The sequence below is a fragment of the Stenotrophomonas sp. YJH_SMC_65 genome (assembly GCF_059369475.1).
The window spans coordinates 90,051-107,243 of sequence record NZ_JCAFSR010000012.1; the positions used below are offsets into that span (position 1 = coordinate 90,051).

The following is a 17,193-nucleotide window of genomic DNA, read 5'->3' on the forward strand; positions in this document are numbered from 1 at the left end:
TCAACTCAGGCGCGTGGCTTGCTCGGCGAGCATTCCGTCGATTGTAGATGCGATGGCTGTTGCCTGCTTGTTAAGAGAGCTCGCAGCCGATGCGATCTCATTGATCTTCTTCCTGATGGACAGCATGAAAGGAGCGTTGACGTTGGAGAAGGGCGGTGGACTGCCTTCGGACAAAAGTCCGTCGCAAAGAGAAGAGCAGAGGCTCCCTGCAACTTCCATCGAAGCCAGCCTAGGGATCATTTCTACCGGAAGCACAAAACTACCGGTCGGCAATGGGAGAGCAGGGATGCTGGCCTTGATCGTTCTCGCCAAGGCGTGGATGTCGTCTGGCGAAAGGGCAGAGATGTCTTTTGCATCCGTTTGAAAGAACATGTGAGGCAGTTGCAAGCGGCCCACTGCGGTTCTGTACTTGGCCATATCCGCGAACTGCTGTTGGTTCTCTTGACGCCTCCGCTCTTCCGCGTCAGCGGCGAGTCGATCTTCGCTCGCCTTCTGCTCAAAAAGCAGGCGTGCCTGTTCCGTCTCCTCTGCCTTCGTCTTTGCATTGTGCTGCTGAAGCGTAAGGACAGTAGCTGCTATGCCCACCACCCAGGTGCCGAGGCCCGAGAACCAATCGGCTGCATTCTCGGAGTGAATGAATGGGAACACGAATCCCATGTATCCCGAGCCGATAACAGCGCCGCACAAAATCCCCACCACTCCGGTTACCAGGGCGTCTCGATGATGGAATTCCATTTCTCTCTCATTGGGTTGCTGTTGGGACGATTTTACCCGTCATGGGGGGCTATCTGATGCACGGTAACTACCGCGATCGCGCCCTGCTGGACCTCGCCTACCAGCTCAACTGCACCCTGCAGATCGAAGGGGTGTGCGAGGGCGGCCCGGGCGAGCCGTGCCACAGCAACCAGTCCCGCCACGGCAAGGGCGGAAGCATCAAGGCGCATGACTGCTTTTTCGCCAGCGGGTGCCGGAGCTGCCACCGCGAGCTCGACCAGGGGAAGCGCTTCACCCGCGAGGAGAAGGCCGAGATCTGGCAGCGGGCCCACGACCTGACCATGTTGCAGCTGTGGCAGCAGGGCTACCTGCGGGTGCGCGCATGACCCGCTTCGCCCGTGGCCGCATGCCGGCCGGCCAGATGAACAAGACCGAGCAGGCCTACGCCCAGCACCTGGAGCGCCTGCGGACAACCGGAGACGTGGAGTGGTACCGGTTTGAGGGCGTGAAGCTGCGCCTGGCCGACAACACGTTCTACACGCCGGACTTCGCCGTCATGAGCGGTGACGGTGTCATGGAGATGCACGAGGTCAAAGGGTTCTGGACCGACGACGCTCGAGTGAAGATCAAGGTAGCCGCAGGCCAGTACCCGTTCCGGTTCATCGCATTCAAGGCCGTCGCGAAGAACCGCGGCGGTGGCTGGCTCATGGAGGAGTTTTGAGCATCCCCACCTTCAGCCAATACACGACGCCGGAACTGGAGATCGTCGCCCGGCTGGACCACGCCCTGGCCGACGAGATCTTCAGCCTGCACCGGCAGGGCTACGACGTGCGCGAGGTGCTGCACGAGGCCCGCGCGTTCAAGACCGAGGCGCAGCTGATGCGCCGCGAGATCAACCGTAGGAAGGCACGCCCATGAGCCAGGTATCCCAACCCCGCACCGGAGGTCGAAACATGGCCGCATCCGTTGAAGCTCCGCGCCGCACCGGTACAACTGAGGGTGTTCCGTTCCGGCAGGTCTGGAAGCCGCGCGTGGTCTGCGTGGTCGACCCGACCAACCCGGCAGATGCCCTGAACGCCATCCTTCCACGAATCGCAGAGAACCAGCGCGGATGCACGGTAGCCAGCTTCCTACTGATCAACCCGGAGACCTCGCAGGCGTTCGTCCTGGCCGAGGACAAGCCGGTGGCCGTGGAGATGGCCCGCAAGGGCGAGAAGTCTCCGTACTGGCCGTGGTTGGTGGGCAAGTACAGCTTTCCCCGTGTGACCGCCGAGGCCTTCGCGAACGTGCTGGAGGACATGCTGGAGCATCTGGGCATCGCCAAGCCGGCGCCACGGAAGCGGCACATGCCCGTGCAGCTCGACCTGTTCGACCTGTCTGGGCGCGCCGCGTGACCGCGTACATGCGGCCCTCTACCGAGGCAGGTATCGGTAGCCCCAGCTGGCAGGTGGGTAACAGCCAGCGCCGAGGGAGCGGGTTGCCGCGTTGCGGCGGCGGTACCGGTTGCCACGCCGGTGCCGTGTCACTCATCGCCCGTGGGACCGAGGAGGCCCTGTCGTGAGCCTGGACCCGATCACGCAGGGCCTGCAGCACTTGGCCGGCCAGTTCAGCCTGACCCGCCAGGAGTGGCGAGACCACCACCGCGGCGGCGACTCGCTGCTGGACTCGCTGGTGAGCCACGGCTACGCGCAGGAGCAGGACGAACGCTTCGGCATCACCCGGCAGGGGCAGGTACGGCTGCAGGCGGAGGTGGCCAATGGCTGATTGGCTGTCCAGTGTCGAGAAGGAGCAGCTGGTCAAAGCAGTAACGGAATGCGTGCGCTCCGGCGGCGATGTGGAAGATGTTATCCGCCTCTGGTACGACGGTTACGGCCCACGAGACCAGCAGATCAGGGAGGGCGCCCGTTACACCGCCAAAGTTGTAGCGGAGCAGGTCGAGAAGGAGAAAGCCGAGAAGGCCACTCGAGACGCGTTCCTGGCTGACGACATTGCCGTGGTGGAAGATCTGATCCAGCGCCTGCCCAAGGTCTTGGAGCGGCTGAAGGCCACAGAGGCCGCCAATGGTCGGTAAGCAGCCCAAGGCCAGCACGGCCAAGAAGCCGAGCAAGTCGGCTGGTGGGCGGCCGAGCACCTACAGCGCCAAGCTGGCGGCAGAGATCTGCGCCTACATCGCTGAGCATAAAACCCTGCGAGACGCCCTGAAGCAGCCCGGCATGCCTTCGGAGGCTACGGCCTATCGCTGGCTGGCTGAGCGCCAAGAGTTCCGCGAGATGTACGCCCGCGCGCGCGAACAGGGCGACGAGCTGGACGCCGAGCGCATGCGCGAGATCGCTTTCGACCAGAGCATCGCCCCTGATCAGAAGCGGGTGATGATCGACGTGCTGAAGTGGCAGATGGCCAGGCGCTCGCCCAAGAAGTGGGGCGACAAGGTCCAGCATGCCGATGCCGACGGCGAGAAGCTGCCGGCCCCGCCGCCGTTCTACGTGATGGGCGTGGTCCCGGCCAAGCAGGGCGAGTGACCGTGTCGGCCCAGCCGAACCCGCTGGCACCGCACACCCCGGTGCACATCCCGGCCAAGCTACTGCCGGTGCTGAAGCCCAAGCAGTTCAAGGTGCTGTACGGCGGACGCGGCTCGGCGAAGTCGCACACCGTGGCGCAGATCCTGGTGATGCTGTCGATGCAGGCCAAGCACCGCATCCTGTGCGTGCGCGAGATCCAGAAGTCGATTGCGCAGTCCTCCAAGCGGGTGATCGAGGACTACATCAACCGCATGGGCCTCTCGGCCTACTTCAAGATCAACAAGCAGGGTGAGGACCAGATCACCTGCATCCTGACCGGCTCCACGTTCAGCTTCACGGGCCTGCAGGACCACACTGCCGACAGCATCAAGTCGTTCGAGGGTGCGACGATCGTGTGGGTGGAGGAGGCGTCCAACGTCTCGGCCAACAGCTGGAACAAGCTGATCCCGACCATCGTCCGCACGACCGGCGCCGAGATCTGGGTGACCTTCAACCCTGATCAGCAGGACGACTACGCCTACAAGCGCTGGGTGCTGGGCGATGACCCGGACGCCATCGTCATCCAGATCAACTGGCTGGATAACCCGTGGTGGAACCCCGCCATGGAGACCGAGCGGCTGAAGACGCTGGCCGTGTCGCAGGACCTGCACGACCACATCTTCGGCGGCCAGCCACGGGCCAAGGCCGGCATCCTGTTCAAGCGGCACTGGTTCAAGCGCTTCAATCTGGGCGACGAGCCGAAGGGGCTGCGCAAGTACCTGGCCAGCGACTACGCTGGCGCGCCGGACCCGGACGACCCCGAGGCCGATCCCGACTGGACCGAGCATGGCTGTGCTGGCCTCGACCACGTGGGCGACATGTGGTTCGTGGACTGGTGGAGCGGACAGGAGGACCCGTCCGTGTGGATCGCCGCCCTGATGCAGATGGGCCGGCGCAACAAGCCGGTGATGGCGTTCGAGGAGATGGGCGTCATCCTTCGCACCACCGACGGCGCTATCCGCCGCGCGGCCAAGGCCACGCAGACGTTCGTGCACCGGGTACCGCTGGCCAGTGCCGGCAGCAAGGCCGACCGCGCTCTGGGCTTCGCTGCCCGCGCTGCCACGGGCTCGGTGCACATCCCGAACACCGAATGGGGCGACAGGCTGATCGACCAGCTGTGCGCCTTCACCGGTGAGGACGGCCGCCGCGACGACATGGTTGACGTGTGCAGCCTGTTCGGCCGTGGCATCGACCTGATGGCCGACGGCAGCCTGCCGCCCGAGGCAAAGCCGGCTCCGCCCGCGCCGTTCACCGATCCGTGGTTCAAGCAGCGCGACGCCGCCGACCGCGACGACGACGAGAAGACAGCGCGCTACTACCGTTGATGCCTCCGGCAGCTCGGGCACCTTGGGGCCAGTTCGCACACCGGCCCGACCATGGCAGACCAACCCATCGCAGCACTCGAAACCGGGATCGCGGCCGCCGCTGATCCCGATCCGGCGCGCGCCAAGCAGATCAGCCGCATGCAGGCCGACGTGAAGCGCTGGATGGCCCGCTTCGAGGAGGCCCGCGAGTTCGACAAGGACGCCCGGCAGCAGTACGTGAAGGACCGGCGCCAGGCACGCGGCGATTCCGGCTTCCTGGTCGATGCCAACCTGATCGGCACCTATATCGACATCCAGGAGGCGTTCCTCTACGCCCGCAACCCGGACTTCGACGTGTCGCCCGGCCCAGCGCACCGCATGCCAACGCCTGAGCAGTTGCGGGACATCATCGAGTCCGACGAGCAGGTGATGGCAGGGATCCAGCAGCAGGCCGAGCAGGACGCGATGGAGGTCGGCCGGCAGATTGCCGCGCAGCAAACGGCCATGGGTGTGCCACCGGAACAGGCTTTCGAGCAGGGCAAGCAGGCGCAGGAGAGCTACCTGGCCACCGGCGTGGTGGAGAAGCTGGTGGCCGACGAGGTCCTGAAGCTGCGCAAGCAGTACGCCAAGCGCTCGCGGGAGATGAAGCAGTTTGCCGAGACGCTGGAGGCCGTCGGCACCCAGATGTGGAAGGACGCGCAGCTGAAGCGCCGGGGCCGTCCGTGGGTCCGATCGTCGCTGACCATCGGCCCCGGGGTGCTGAAGGCGACGTGGCAGGAGCGCACCGAGATCTCGCCCGAGACGCAGACCGCGATCAACGACCTGCAGCAGAACATCGCCCGGGCCAAGGCGCTGCAGAAGGAGCTGGAAGACGGCACCGCCGGCTATGGCGCCCGTGCGTGGGACACGGTCAAGGGCGTGTTCGGGAACAACGAGGAGGCCAAGATCGCCGACCTGGAGCGCCAGCTGGCCGCCATCCGGAACGGGGCCGAGCGCGTGGTCGCCCGCGGCTACGCGATCGACAACGTGGCCGGCGAGAACTTCCAGGTCGCGCCGGGCTTCACCATCGCCAACCACGTCGATGCGCCCTGGAACGCCGAGATCTCATATCCGTCCTATGAGGACGCGCTGGCCGAGCATGGTCCATACCTGGCGCAGTTCGACAAGGACGGCAACGCCGAGAACATCCTGCGCAAGGCCGTGCGCTACGCACCGCGCAAGCCGTGCATGGGCAAGAACGAGAGCGTCGGCTTGACCGGCAACGCGGCCACGGCTGAGGAGGCCGATGCCTACACCACGAACACCGACGGTGGCGCCAATGGGTGCTACGTGCGCCGCATCGAGATCTGGGACGCGGAGAGCAACACCGTCCTGACCGCGATCACCGGCGTGCCGTTCTGGGTCAAGCCAGCATTCAACCCGCCGGCCACGACCCGGTTCTACCCGTATTTCGTGATCTGCACGTCCGAGGTGGACGGCCAGCGCCACCCGCAGAGCCTGGTCAGCCGTTCGACCAAGCTCATGGACGAGTACAACCGCATCGGCTCGGCCGAGACCGAGCATCGCCGCCGCATCAAGCCCAAGACGGCGTTCCACGCAGGCGCGATGGAGGCGGAAGAGGCGACCAAGCTCGCCAAGGCTGACACCGGCGAGATGGTCCCCCTCAACGTGACCCAGCCGAACGCAGACCTGCGCACGCTGTTGGTCCCGATCACCTACCCGCCGATGGACCCGGCGGTTTACGACCGCACGCGCATCCTGGCCGAGCTGGAGCGCATCTGGGGCGTGCAGGAGGCGCTGACGGGCTCCATCAACACGGCCAAGACCGCCACCGAGGCGGACATCCAGCAGCAGGGCTTCCAGGCGCGCAGCAGCAGCCGCCGCGACAACATGGAATCGGTCCTGAGCGAACTGGCCGAATACACCTGCCAGATCGCCCGCGTCTACCTGACCGACGAGGACGTGCGCTTTATCGCTGGCCCGACCGCATTCTGGCCGCCCTACATGGGGCCGGACGACCTGGCAGAGTTCGTCCGCATCGAGATCCGCGCCGGTTCCTCTGGCAAGCCGAACACCGCGATGGAGCGCCAGTCGTGGGCCAACCTGCTGCCGCTGCTGCAGACCGGCATTACCCAGATCGGCCAGCTGCGAGGCGCGTCGCCCGACGCAATCGCCGACGCGCTGGAGCAGCTCATGCGCCTGACCGCCGAGCGCAGCGGCGAGCGCTTCGACATCGACCAGCTCATCCCCCAGAACGACGGCACTCAGCCGGCCATGCCCGCACAGGCAGTTCCCGGCAGCGCGCCGCCTCCGCAGGGTGGAAATGGTGGCCAGCAGCCGCCCGTTCCGCCCGCGCCCCCCGGTGGCGCACCTGCCGCCGATCCCCTTGCAGCAGCCTGATAGGAACTGAGATGCGCTACCACCCACTGACGCTCGCCATCTGGCGGGTATTCGCAACCTGGAGCAAGTGATGAACGTCGACGCAGACACCCCGGCCGCTGCGCCGGACACCACCCCGACCGACCAGGCCGCCGACGTGATGGCAGCACTGGACGCCGGCATTGCCGCTGCTGATGCCGAGGCGGCACCGGTCGCTGATGCAGTGCCGGCGGATGCGGCCCCGGCCGCCGATGCGGATACGCCCCCGGCAGACGACCCGGCCGCAGCTCCGCCCGCTGACGGCCAGCCGCCGGCAACGCCGCAGGATGGCGCTCCCCCGGCCGATGGTCAGCCGCCTGCCGCAGCTGAGGATGAGCAGCAGCCCGACGCCGACACCGAGGCGGAGATCACCGCGCTCGGCCTGAAGGAGAAGTCAGCCGAGCGCTTCCGCGGCATGGCCGCCGAGATCAAGGAGCTGGCGCCGCTGCGCGAGGCCATGAAGGCGGCCGGCATCGAAGATGTGGCCCGCCTGCCGGAGCTGGTCCAGCGCTCCAAGGTCGGCGAGGACATGGTGCAGATGGTCGTGGAGACCGGCGCCAGCCCCGAGCAGTACGGCATGGCGCTTGACTACCTGGGCCTGATCGGCAAGGCGCAGCAGGGCGATCTGGTCGCAGCCGAGAAAGCCTACGAGGTCATGGGCAAGGAGTATGCCGCGCTCGCCAAGATGCTCGGCAAGGAGGCGCCGGGCATCCATGACCCGCTGGCCAACCACCAGGACCTGCGTGCCGAGGTCGAGGCCGGCGATCTGCCGCGCGCCCGTGCTGTCGAGATCGCCGGTCAGCGTGACCGCGCCGCCTACACGGGTAATGTCGAGCGACAGCGCACCGAGAGCCAGCAGGCAGCGGAGCAGGCCGAACAGCGGGGCATCCAGTGGCTGCAGCAGTTCGACGCCGAGATGGCGCAGGAAGACCCCAGCTATGCGGCAAAGCGCCCGCAGCTGAACGAGGCCGTTCGCCAGATCCGCGAGCAGTACCATCCCAGCGAATGGGCACAGCGAACGGCGCTGGCCTATGCGCGCATCCAGACGCCGGAGGCGGCAGCGCCGGCCGTTGCCGCGCCCGCCGCGCCGGTCCAGCCGCGCCCGGGTCCGGTGCGCCCGAGCGGCCCGCGTCCGGCGATGGACCCGACCACCTTCGCCAGCCCGATGGACGCGCTGGAGTACGGTATCCAGCAGGCCACCAACGGCTGAGCAGAGCCAAGCTCTGTCCTGACAAGACCCCGCTACGGCGGGGTTTCCTGTGTCCGTTGACGCATCCCGCAACAAGGGCAATCTGGCCCTGCGGCTGACAACCGCGCCACGCAGCAGTACGCCGGAGTCGCGCCCGGTAGGGCAGTGAGAGGCCTCGCCCCCCTCGAACGTGGATGGAAGCAAGACACCCATTCCCCTTCGAGGACACCCTCATGCCGTTCACCACCGCGCAGATTGCGCAGGGCGCGAACTACTCGCTCGAGTCCTACGCGACCAACGATCCGATCGACCAGATCAACATCGCCCACACCACCCTGGACCTGCTGGTCAGCAATAAGGAGGTGTCGTACTTCGGTAACGGCATCTACAACGAGAAGCTGTTCATCTCGAACGACAGCAACTACCAGAACTACAGCGGCGCCGACCAGGTCACCTACAACGAGCGTGACCCGAACCGCTTCGCCAAGTTCCAGTACTACAGCAACCACGAGGGCTTCTGGTTCGATGAAGACCGCCTGATCGCGGCCGGCATCACCATCGATGACTCCGGCGCCGGCGTTCCCTCCTCGTCGGAGAAGGAGCAGCTGGTCAACCTGCTGCAGTCGAGCTGGACCGCCATGAAGAATGGCCTGCAGGAAGGCCTGGCGCTGGAAACCCTGCAGAACGGTTCGCAGTCGGCCAAGGCCGTTCCGGGCCTGGACCACATCGTCTCGACCACCCCGGGCACCGGCGACATCGTCGGCGGCATCAATGCCAGCACCAGCACCTACTGGCGCAACAACGCCAGCATGGCCATCGCCTCGGGCGGCATCGTCGCAGCGCTGGACGCCATGTGGGATGCCTGCATCCGCTACGGCGGCGCCATGCCGACCGACATCCGCTGCGGCCAGGCGTTCCTCAACGCCTACAAGGCTGAGACCACCACCAAGGTTGACCGGCAGATCATCGTCAACCAGCAGGGCGGCACCGGCATGGATCCGTCGATCACCCGCGTGTTCTACAAGGGCATCGAGCTGATCTGGGATCCGACCTTCGAACTGCTGGACGCTCGCCTGGGCGCGATCACCTACCCGTGGACCAAGCGCTGCTACCTGCTGAACCGCAACTTCATCAAGTTCCGCCCGCTGAAGGGCCACTGGATGAAGAAGCGCAAGCCGGAAAAGCTGCCGGACCGCTACGTGACCTACTACGCGCAGACCAACAAGTACGGCATGACGGCCAAGAAGCGCAACGTCCACGCCGTGCTGTCCATCGCCTGATCGGGCATGGCCTGATCCGAGTGTCCCGGCTCCGGCCGGGCGCTCATGGGAACCCCATCCGGCTACAGGAGCCATCCCCATGAAGTCCACCCCGATCACCAACACCGCGTTCAAGACCGGCAACAGCCCGTTCCTGCGCGGCGGCAGCGCCACCTTCTCCAACTTCGCCGACACCGCCGCAACGCTGCAGGGCTCGGATACCGAGACCGGCACGTACACCACGCTGGCAACCCTGGCTGCGAACGGGCAGACCGAGGTCCAGAACCTGCCGCAGTGGATCAAGTTGTCCGCTGCCGGCACCGTCTACATGGCGGCTGGCTGACCTTCTGCGGCCTCTATACGGGGCCGCTCACCCATTCCCGAGGAGGGAACATGAGCAAGGAAACCATCATCGTCCCGGTAGTGCAGGCGACGATCCAGCGCAGCGAGTACGTCACGATCTCCGACTCGTTTCCGAAGCATGAGCTGCCGATCCTGGAGCTGATCCACGGCGAGGACAACGTGGTCGTGACCGACCCGGACTACTTCGCGTTCGAGCTGCCGAACAACGCCACGCAGGAACTGCAGCGCATCTACACCAAGTACACCGACAAGTACCGGCCGGTGGTGGACCAGGTGTTCCCGCGCGGCGCCCGCGACGTCGCTTCCGAGCTGGGTATGGATGTCGGCAAGGACACTTTCAGCAAGCAGTCCGAGGCTGTGATCGAAAGCCGGCTGCCGCCGCGCCCGACCGCCGCCGCCAGCCTGAGCCGTCCCGCGCCGGAAGGCGATGGCGACGACCAGCCCGAGCTGACCCATGCCGAGCTGCGCGAAGAGCTGACCCGCCTGGGCATCGACCACAAGGGCAACGCGCCGAAGGCCGAACTGCAGGCGCTGTACGACGCCGCGCAGGCCGGCGCCGGCACCCTGGGCGGCTGATCGCCAGCACCACGCGGTAACCCGACGGGCTGGGGGAACCCGGCCCGTCTCCACAAGAGGGCTCCCATGAGCATCACCGACGGCATCCAGTGCGCCTGCTCCAGCACCGACGGGAACGCCACGCTGGCAGAACTGCGCAAGCGGCTGATGATCCGGCTGGGCTTTGCCGCGCAGGCGAACAACCCGCCGCCGGGCATGAAGGAGCTGCTCAACGATTTCCTGCATAGCGCGCAGGTGGCACTGTTCCGGCGCCCGACCGGCGAGTTCCGCAACGAGCGATGGTTCTCCTGGCCGCTGGTCGCCGGCCAGCGCCTGTACGACTACCCGGACAACGACGAGAAGAATGCCCCGCAGTCCTGCCCGGCGACGCTGGATCCGCGCAAGGTGACCTGGGTCGGCCGTGAGCGTGATGGCGTCTGGTCCGAGATGCATCAGGGCATCAACCCACGTAGCTACACGACCAGCGAGCTGACCGGCTTGCCGCAGCGCTTCGAGTTCCGCAACTGCATCGAGATCTGGCCGGCGCCCGATGAGACGCTGGGCAACCTTGTCATCAAGGGAAAGTTCGACCTCAACCGTTTCACCGAGGACACGGACCGGACCACGATCGACAGCGAGATCGTGTTCCTGCTGGCGCTGGCCAACGGCAAGGCGCACTACCGGCAGGCGGACGCTCAGGCCTACATCCAGCAGCTGGAGGTGATGATCACCAATCTGGTTGCAGGCACCCACGCCACGGCGCGGTACATCCCCGGGCCGCCGGCGGGTGAGGGCGTCTACGTGCCGCCTCGCCCGGAGGTGCCGTTCCAGTGACCGGCCGCATTGTCACCCTCAACGCCTCCAAGGGCGGTATCAACCGGCTCCGGACGAAGGGCGGGGCAGACCCGAACACCCTTTACGACCTGGTCAACGGCTACGTCGATCAGGACGGCGTGCCGCGGTCGCGGCCGGGCACCAAGAACAAGAACACGCTCCCCACCGGTGCGACGAAGGGCCTGTGCGCCTACGACGGCAAGCTGATCGTCTTCAGCCATGAGCCGCAGACCATCGCGGCCAGTACTCCGGTGGTCGAGTGTGAGGTGCTGAAGCACCCGAACACCCCGGATCTGCCGATCAAGGAAATCCACTTCGCCGGCCCGTTCCTCGGCTACCTGTATGTGGTGCCCGAGTTCGTCAATGGCGACGTCTTCCACTACTGGCTGCAGCGCGGCACGACATGGGAGCCGGGGAAGATCTATCTGCCGGGGTCGTTGGTCACGCCAACCGACCCGAACGGCATTGCTTACCAGCTGGACAGCGGCACCGAGCAGTTCCAGGTGTGGGTGCGCAACGTCGCACGCGCGCTGGGTGACAAGGTCGTGCCCACCGTCGACAACGGCTATTCCTACACGGTCACCGACGTGTTCGGTCCCGCGCCGCGCTCTGGCGCCATCGAGCCGTCCTGGCCGGCATCGTCCGGCGCAACCGTGTTCGAAGACAGCGACGTGGCCAACCCGACGCCAATCCCGGGCGAGCAGTCCGGCAACCAGCTTCCGCCGGATGTGACCGACCGCTACGGCAGCGGCGGCGGCAACAGCCCATGGCGCTACGCCAATCAGGAGGCGCAGTAATGGCCGCTCCCGTCTGGCAGCCTGGCACCCTGTATTTGCCCGGGGATCTGGTCCAGCCCATCACCCAGCCGGCACCGAACAACCCGCAGGTCATCAACGGCTACTTTGAGCAAGGGCCGACGGGGTGGACGTTCTCGGGTGATGCTGCCTACTCGACCAGCGGTGGCTATGGCAGTCCGCGGTGTGTGGTGCTGCCCGGCAACAAGCCCGACGGTGTCGCGCTGAACAACGCGCAGTTGGTGGTGCCAGTCGGTGCGCAGCTGACGGCAACCTGCATGATCCAGCAGGGCGCATCTTCCGCCGGCGAAACCGCCGGCTGGGCGGAAGTCCGCTGGTACGACGCGTTCAACACGCTGCTGCAGACCGACAAGGGCAATGCGGTCGACAGCGGATCCAACGGGGCATGGCACCCATCCACTGTTACGTCGACCGCGCCTGCCTCGGCAGCCTACGCGCGCGCGGCGATCCATCTCACCTCGGTTGCCACCCACAACCACGAGATCTTCGGCGACAACCTCGTTGTGAACGGAGCCACCGCAGGCTTGCCCGAAGGGCTGGTCTACAAGGCGGTGCAGACGGAGTCGGGTACCTCAGGCAGTAGCGAGCCGGCCTGGCCGGGCATCCTCGGCCAGCAGGTCATCGACAACGAGGTGATCTGGGAAGCCGTGACCACCAGTCGCGTGGTTTGGACGGCCTCGCCGCGCTACGTGAGCGGTGCGACCGAGCCCGTGTGGCCGACCGACATTGGCGCCATGGTGCAGGACGGCTCGATCAACTGGCGCGCCGTGTCCCGCCGCGTGGAGGACGAGAAATGCCCCCGCTCGAAGGTGGTGGCGATCGTCGCCAGCAAGGTGTTCGCGGCGGACAAGGACATCGTGCGCTACAGCGCCACGGCCAACCCGTTGGATTGGTCGACGGCTGATGACGCGGGCTACCTGCCGACCGGCCTGCAGCAGGCCAATGCGAACAACATGGCGGTGCTGCAGCAGTACCGCGCCAACCTGGTCGCACTCAACGCCAGCAGTTTCCAGAACTGGCAGGTCGACCCGGATCCGGCCGCGATGGCGATCCTGGACCAGATGGACGGCATCGGTTCAACGTGGCAGCACGCCGCTGTCCCTGTGGCCAATGACCTGTTCTACCTGGCCGCGCTCGGTGTCCGCTCGGTCGGCATCGCCAACGCTGCGGAGAATCTTGCCTCTGGTGATGTCGGGGCGCCGATCGACATCCTCGTGCAGCAGGCGATGCTCTACGCCGACCGCAACGGCACGCCGCCGCTGGCGACCTACTACCCGGGTGCGGGCCAGTACCTGCTGGCCTTCCCTAACTACCCGCCGCCGGTGCTGGGTGTGTATGGCCGGCTGCCAGCCGCTGGCTGCGGCGACACCATCAACTATCCCTACGTCATCGCCGGGGGCTTGCCGCCGTACCAGGTCGAGATCGTGGATGGCCAGCTGCCGTCTGGCCTATCGATGGATGGCAGCGGCTTGGTCACGGGTGAGATCGCCAACGGTGGCGACGCTGTCTGGACGGTGCGCGCCACGGATGCGCTCGGCGACACCGCAGAGCTGACCGAGAACCGCACCGGCAGCGACGGCTTCTTCAAGTACCTGACGACCCGCCTGTATCCGGTCGATGGCGGTATCGATGCGGTGGGCATTGCATCCGATGTCGTAGAGGCGACCTTCCGCAACATCTACCACAGCTACGACGTGCCGGTGGAGGCCGTGTCACTCGCTTCCTCGGTGGAGGCTGGGACATTCCGGCCGATCCTCCAGAACTACACCGCAATCGAGTCCATGAGCTTTGCCAGCGCCGTTGAAGCCGGAACGCTGCGAAACACACTGCTGGGGTACAGCGTGCCGCCGGAATCGGTGTCGATTGCATCCGCAGTCGTCGCCGGAACCCTGCAGCAGATTCTGATCACCACCACCATGGCACCCGAGGGCATCGGGATGTCTTCCAGTGTCGAAGGAGGCACCCTCACATGAACAACGTCCTGCACGCGCACAACGGAGTGGCCGGTTGGTACAAGATCGAGGCATTCCGAGTGGATGCCCAGGGCGAGGAGGTGCCGGGCAGCCGCCGGGTTGCCGCCGATTGGTTCCCCAACCTGATCACCAACGCTGGCTTGGACCTGCTCGGAACGACAGGCTCCAACCCCGTCTACGGCTACTGCCGCGTGGGATCAGGTAACACTGCTCCGGCGTTCTCCGATACTGCGCTTGTGGCGCAGATTGCAGTCAGCAGCACCCAGCAATCAGACACCGACGGCGTGAATCGGACGGGTACGTTCTATGGCTGGCATCGCCGCACAATCCGCTTCTCCGCAGGAAGTGCCGCTGGAACCCTGGCGGAGGTTGGGGTGTCAGCTGACGCTGTCGGAGCTCTGTTCAGCCGGGCGCTCATTCTGGATGGAGGTGGTAATCCGACAACGATCACCGTCCTGGCTGACGAAGTTCTTGACGTTACCTACGAGCTCCGCGTGTACCCCACGCTGGCAGACGCAACTGGGTCAGTTGTCATCGCCGGTACCACCTACACCTGGACGGCACGCCCCCTCACGAACGCCACCTATGACACCCGCTGGTCTCAGTACCTCGGCTATGGCATCGCGTTCAATGTCACCTCCGGCAATTTCGCGTCCTACGGGCCACAGGCGATGGCGGATCTTCCGGCGCAGGGCTCGATGCCCGTGTCACCGGTGGTCGGCACAAGCATGAATCCGCAGGCATATACGGCCGGCACCTACCAGCGCTCTTTCCGCATGGATTTCGACCTCAACGACGGCAACGTAGCGGGCGGGATAGGTGCGTTCTTCGCCGCTTCCGCCACATTCCAGTTCGCTGGTGCGTGGGCTTGGGGCGTCTCTCCGAAGCTCCCGAAGACCAGCGCGTTCAAGGCGACCTTCACCGTACGCATGAGCTGGGGGCGCTACACCCCATGATCCCCGCTGGCGGCCTCTCCACCACACCGGTGCCCGCGCCCAACGTCGAGCGGGTCAATTCGACGCTGCAGCCGCTGATCGACTTCGAGATGGGCGGCGTGGCGCTGAACGACGCTTCGCAGGGGCTGCGGGTGAAGCTGTGGCGCGTGCGCGTGGATGGCGACGTGGTGTACCTGGGCCCGGACGGCGGCAGCGAACAACCGGCGTTCATCCGGCCGGGAATCACGTCGGTGGCGCTGGCCTTCGACCAGAACATGCAGCCGGCCATTGCGTTCGTGCAGTCGGGCCTGGCGTGGCTGTGGTGGTACGACAGCTCGGTGCCGGGCATGGTGTTCACCTCATTCCCGGGAGCGATCAACCCGCGCCTGACGCTGGACGACAAGCGGCCGACCCAGACCAGCAATTCCGACGTGATTCTGGGCTACTTGCGTGCGGGCTCCCTCTACTACCGCCAGCAGCGTGACCGCTACCAGACCGAGTACTTGATGAGCGCCAATCCCCCCTGCGGCGGCCTGGCCACGCTCTGCATGTCCACGGGTGGCCGGCTCCAGTTCGGCTTCGGAGGTGCGTGATGCAGTCGACGGTGTTCGTCTACACGATGCGCTCGGGTAAGCAGGGGGCTTGGAGCCGCTACCTGTTCCCATTCTCCGTGGATGCCTTCGCGCAGCTGGGGAATGATCTCTACATCCGGCACGGGGACGAAATCAGCGCAGTCAGCGACTTTGCCTTGGGCGACGACGTTGGCGGCGAGTCGATCCCGTTCGGTGGCACGGTCTGGTGGCCGTGGCTGGACTTCGGGACGCCGAGCGTCACCAAGATGATGGAGGGTTTCGACATCGTGAGCCAGGGCACGCCCAGCATCAGCATCGGCTACGACCAGCGGAACCTTGCCGCGTTCACCGACCAGTACACGGTCGACCCCGACACGCTGCCGGGCGGGGTGATCCCGTTCCCGATGTCGGCGCCGACCTTCAGCCTGCGTGTGGACTTCGCGCCGGGCAAGAAGTGGGCGCTGACGCAGGCGTCGCTGAGCTTCTTCGACCTGGCAAACGGCCCATGACTGTCACCGCCTCCAGCGACGTCCTGATTGAGGATCTGGCCTACCTGGCGCGCAACATGCGCCCGGACGAGATCGCGCAGGACCTGGCCATGACCGGCGCGGCCGAGTACGACCCGCAGCAGGCGATCCTGAAGATGGCGGCCGTGCCCGGCCCGAAGTTCGTCCTGCTGGCCGACGGCGTGCCTGTGGTTGCCGGCGGATTCTGGCAGGTCCGACCTGGCGTGTGGGAGGGCTGGCAGCTGGGCACGATGGCCGGCTGGGAGAAACACTGGCGCGCCATCACCAAGATCACGCGCAAGCTCAACGATCGGATGCTGGCCGAGCCGAACGTACACCGCCTGCAGCTCTACGGCCAGGCCGGCCGCGACAAGACGTTCGAGTGGTACGAGCGTTCGCTGGGCTACCACCGTGAAGCCACCCTGAGCCGCTACTGCGCCAATGGCGACGACGCGGTCCTGTTCGCACGTGTCAAGGAGGCAGGCTGATGGCCGGCGGCGGCAATATCGGCAAGGGCAATTGGGCAGACCCGACGGGCCTGATCCAGAAGTCCGGTGCCAGCAAGTTCCTCGATCCGCTGGGCCTGACCAAGACGGCCAAGCAGGGCGAGTCGGCTGCGGACGTGGCCGCGCGCATGGAGATGGAACGCCAGGAGCGGATTCGGGAGGCTCAGGGCCGCATCAACCAGGTGTTCGACAACCCGCGTCGGGCCAAGGACATCGCCGATTTTGTATCGGCAACCCGGTCGAAGCTGAAGGAAGACCTCAACCGGCAGAATACCGATGCGGCGCGCGAGCTGAAGTTCTCGCTGGCGCGCGGCGGACTGTCCGGCGGCAGCGTCAACGTCGACCAGAACCGCAGGCTTACCGACGAGTACAACCGGGGCCTGATCAACGTCGAGGGCAGGGCGCAGGGCGCCGGCGCGCAGCTCGAAGCTGCCGATCAGGATTCCCGTGCACGCCTCATCCAGCTGGCGACGTCTGGCCTGGACGCAACCACAGCTGCGTCGCAGGCTGCGGCCGGTCTGCGCTCCAACTTCGAGAACGCGAGGTCTCAGGCCTTCGGCGAGCAGCTGGGCGACCAGTTCGCGACCATCGGCGGGTTCGTGAAGAACCGCCGGGAGGAAGCGGCGAGGCGCCAGGCGAATCGGGACGCGAATTTCAACCTCTACGGCGGCGGTGCCGCATACGGCGGGTAA

The 17,193-nt window shown here is 66.0% G+C and carries 22 protein-coding genes; 21 read left to right on the plus strand and 1 reads right to left on the minus strand.

The window, feature by feature from the left end:
* Positions 1-735, minus strand: a complete 735-nt coding sequence (locus AC5P7A_RS19085) for a hypothetical protein (RefSeq protein WP_495220478.1) — start codon at positions 733-735, stop codon at positions 1-3.
* Between the two features lie 41 nt (positions 736-776).
* On the opposite strand from AC5P7A_RS19085, the gene AC5P7A_RS19090 reads away from it, so the two are divergent.
* The 21 genes from AC5P7A_RS19090 (at position 777) to AC5P7A_RS19190 (ending at position 17,193) form a co-directional block, all read left to right on the plus strand.
* The gene (locus tag AC5P7A_RS19090; protein ID WP_495220479.1) at positions 777-1,100 is read left to right on the plus strand and encodes a hypothetical protein; all 324 of its coding nucleotides are present in this window, start codon (positions 777-779) and stop codon (positions 1,098-1,100) included.
* On the plus strand, positions 1,097-1,435 hold the full coding sequence (locus AC5P7A_RS19095; protein WP_495220480.1) for a PDDEXK family nuclease: 339 nt from the start codon (positions 1,097-1,099) through the stop codon (positions 1,433-1,435). The genes AC5P7A_RS19090 and AC5P7A_RS19095 overlap by 4 nt, the downstream gene beginning before the upstream one ends.
* A complete protein-coding gene (locus tag AC5P7A_RS19100; protein ID WP_495220481.1) occupies positions 1,432-1,632 on the plus strand; it encodes a hypothetical protein in 201 nt (66 codons plus the stop codon). Before AC5P7A_RS19095 ends, AC5P7A_RS19100 begins: the two co-directional genes overlap by 4 nt.
* Positions 1,633-1,667: 35 nt before the next feature.
* Positions 1,668-2,108, plus strand: a complete 441-nt coding sequence (locus tag AC5P7A_RS19105) for a hypothetical protein (protein ID WP_495220482.1) — start codon at positions 1,668-1,670, stop codon at positions 2,106-2,108.
* A 163-nt stretch (positions 2,109-2,271) separates the two neighbouring features.
* Positions 2,272-2,478 carry a hypothetical protein gene (locus tag AC5P7A_RS19110; protein ID WP_495220483.1) on the plus strand — a complete coding sequence of 69 codons (207 nt, stop codon included), beginning with the start codon at positions 2,272-2,274 and terminating at the stop codon, positions 2,476-2,478.
* Positions 2,471-2,785 (plus strand): hypothetical protein, encoded by a 315-nt coding sequence (locus tag AC5P7A_RS19115; RefSeq protein WP_495220484.1) that lies wholly within the window; start codon positions 2,471-2,473, stop codon positions 2,783-2,785. The genes AC5P7A_RS19110 and AC5P7A_RS19115 overlap by 8 nt, the downstream gene beginning before the upstream one ends.
* Positions 2,775-3,233: a terminase small subunit-like protein gene (locus AC5P7A_RS19120; RefSeq protein ID WP_495220485.1), complete on the plus strand. Its 459-nt coding sequence runs from the start codon at positions 2,775-2,777 to the stop codon at positions 3,231-3,233. The genes AC5P7A_RS19115 and AC5P7A_RS19120 overlap by 11 nt, the downstream gene beginning before the upstream one ends.
* Positions 3,230-4,597, plus strand: coding sequence for a PBSX family phage terminase large subunit (locus AC5P7A_RS19125; protein ID WP_312527231.1), 1,368 nt, complete (start codon positions 3,230-3,232; stop codon positions 4,595-4,597). Before AC5P7A_RS19120 ends, AC5P7A_RS19125 begins: the two co-directional genes overlap by 4 nt.
* A gap of 51 nt (positions 4,598-4,648) precedes the next feature.
* Entirely contained in the window at positions 4,649-6,976 is a 2,328-nt protein-coding gene (locus AC5P7A_RS19130; protein ID WP_495220486.1) for a hypothetical protein, read from the plus strand.
* 70 nt (positions 6,977-7,046) lie between these two features.
* A complete protein-coding gene (locus AC5P7A_RS19135; RefSeq protein WP_495220487.1) occupies positions 7,047-8,204 on the plus strand; it encodes a hypothetical protein in 1,158 nt (385 codons plus the stop codon).
* A 212-nt stretch (positions 8,205-8,416) separates the two neighbouring features.
* Positions 8,417-9,463, plus strand: a complete 1,047-nt coding sequence (locus AC5P7A_RS19140; RefSeq protein WP_100449759.1) for a phage major capsid protein — start codon at positions 8,417-8,419, stop codon at positions 9,461-9,463.
* Between the two features lie 79 nt (positions 9,464-9,542).
* Entirely contained in the window at positions 9,543-9,785 is a 243-nt protein-coding gene (locus AC5P7A_RS19145; RefSeq protein WP_100449760.1) for a hypothetical protein, read from the plus strand.
* 50 nt (positions 9,786-9,835) lie between these two features.
* A complete protein-coding gene (locus tag AC5P7A_RS19150) occupies positions 9,836-10,381 on the plus strand; it encodes a hypothetical protein (RefSeq protein ID WP_495220488.1) in 546 nt (181 codons plus the stop codon).
* Between the two features lie 66 nt (positions 10,382-10,447).
* Positions 10,448-11,194, plus strand: a complete 747-nt coding sequence (locus tag AC5P7A_RS19155; RefSeq protein WP_495220489.1) for a phage adaptor protein — start codon at positions 10,448-10,450, stop codon at positions 11,192-11,194.
* Positions 11,191-11,991: a hypothetical protein gene (locus tag AC5P7A_RS19160; RefSeq protein WP_495220490.1), complete on the plus strand. Its 801-nt coding sequence runs from the start codon at positions 11,191-11,193 to the stop codon at positions 11,989-11,991. Before AC5P7A_RS19155 ends, AC5P7A_RS19160 begins: the two co-directional genes overlap by 4 nt.
* Positions 11,991-13,982, plus strand: a complete 1,992-nt coding sequence (locus AC5P7A_RS19165; RefSeq protein ID WP_495220491.1) for a hypothetical protein — start codon at positions 11,991-11,993, stop codon at positions 13,980-13,982. The genes AC5P7A_RS19160 and AC5P7A_RS19165 overlap by 1 nt, the downstream gene beginning before the upstream one ends.
* Positions 13,979-14,938: a hypothetical protein gene (locus tag AC5P7A_RS19170; protein WP_197644276.1), complete on the plus strand. Its 960-nt coding sequence runs from the start codon at positions 13,979-13,981 to the stop codon at positions 14,936-14,938. The genes AC5P7A_RS19165 and AC5P7A_RS19170 overlap by 4 nt, the downstream gene beginning before the upstream one ends.
* Entirely contained in the window at positions 14,935-15,510 is a 576-nt protein-coding gene (locus AC5P7A_RS19175) for a hypothetical protein (RefSeq protein WP_478441444.1), read from the plus strand. Before AC5P7A_RS19170 ends, AC5P7A_RS19175 begins: the two co-directional genes overlap by 4 nt.
* Entirely contained in the window at positions 15,510-15,998 is a 489-nt protein-coding gene (locus AC5P7A_RS19180; RefSeq protein ID WP_495220492.1) for a hypothetical protein, read from the plus strand. The genes AC5P7A_RS19175 and AC5P7A_RS19180 overlap by 1 nt, the downstream gene beginning before the upstream one ends.
* Complete coding sequence (locus AC5P7A_RS19185) at positions 15,995-16,483, plus strand: hypothetical protein (RefSeq protein ID WP_495220493.1); 489 nt, start codon at positions 15,995-15,997, stop codon at positions 16,481-16,483. The genes AC5P7A_RS19180 and AC5P7A_RS19185 overlap by 4 nt, the downstream gene beginning before the upstream one ends.
* Positions 16,483-17,193: a hypothetical protein gene (locus AC5P7A_RS19190; RefSeq protein ID WP_495220494.1), complete on the plus strand. Its 711-nt coding sequence runs from the start codon at positions 16,483-16,485 to the stop codon at positions 17,191-17,193. The genes AC5P7A_RS19185 and AC5P7A_RS19190 overlap by 1 nt, the downstream gene beginning before the upstream one ends.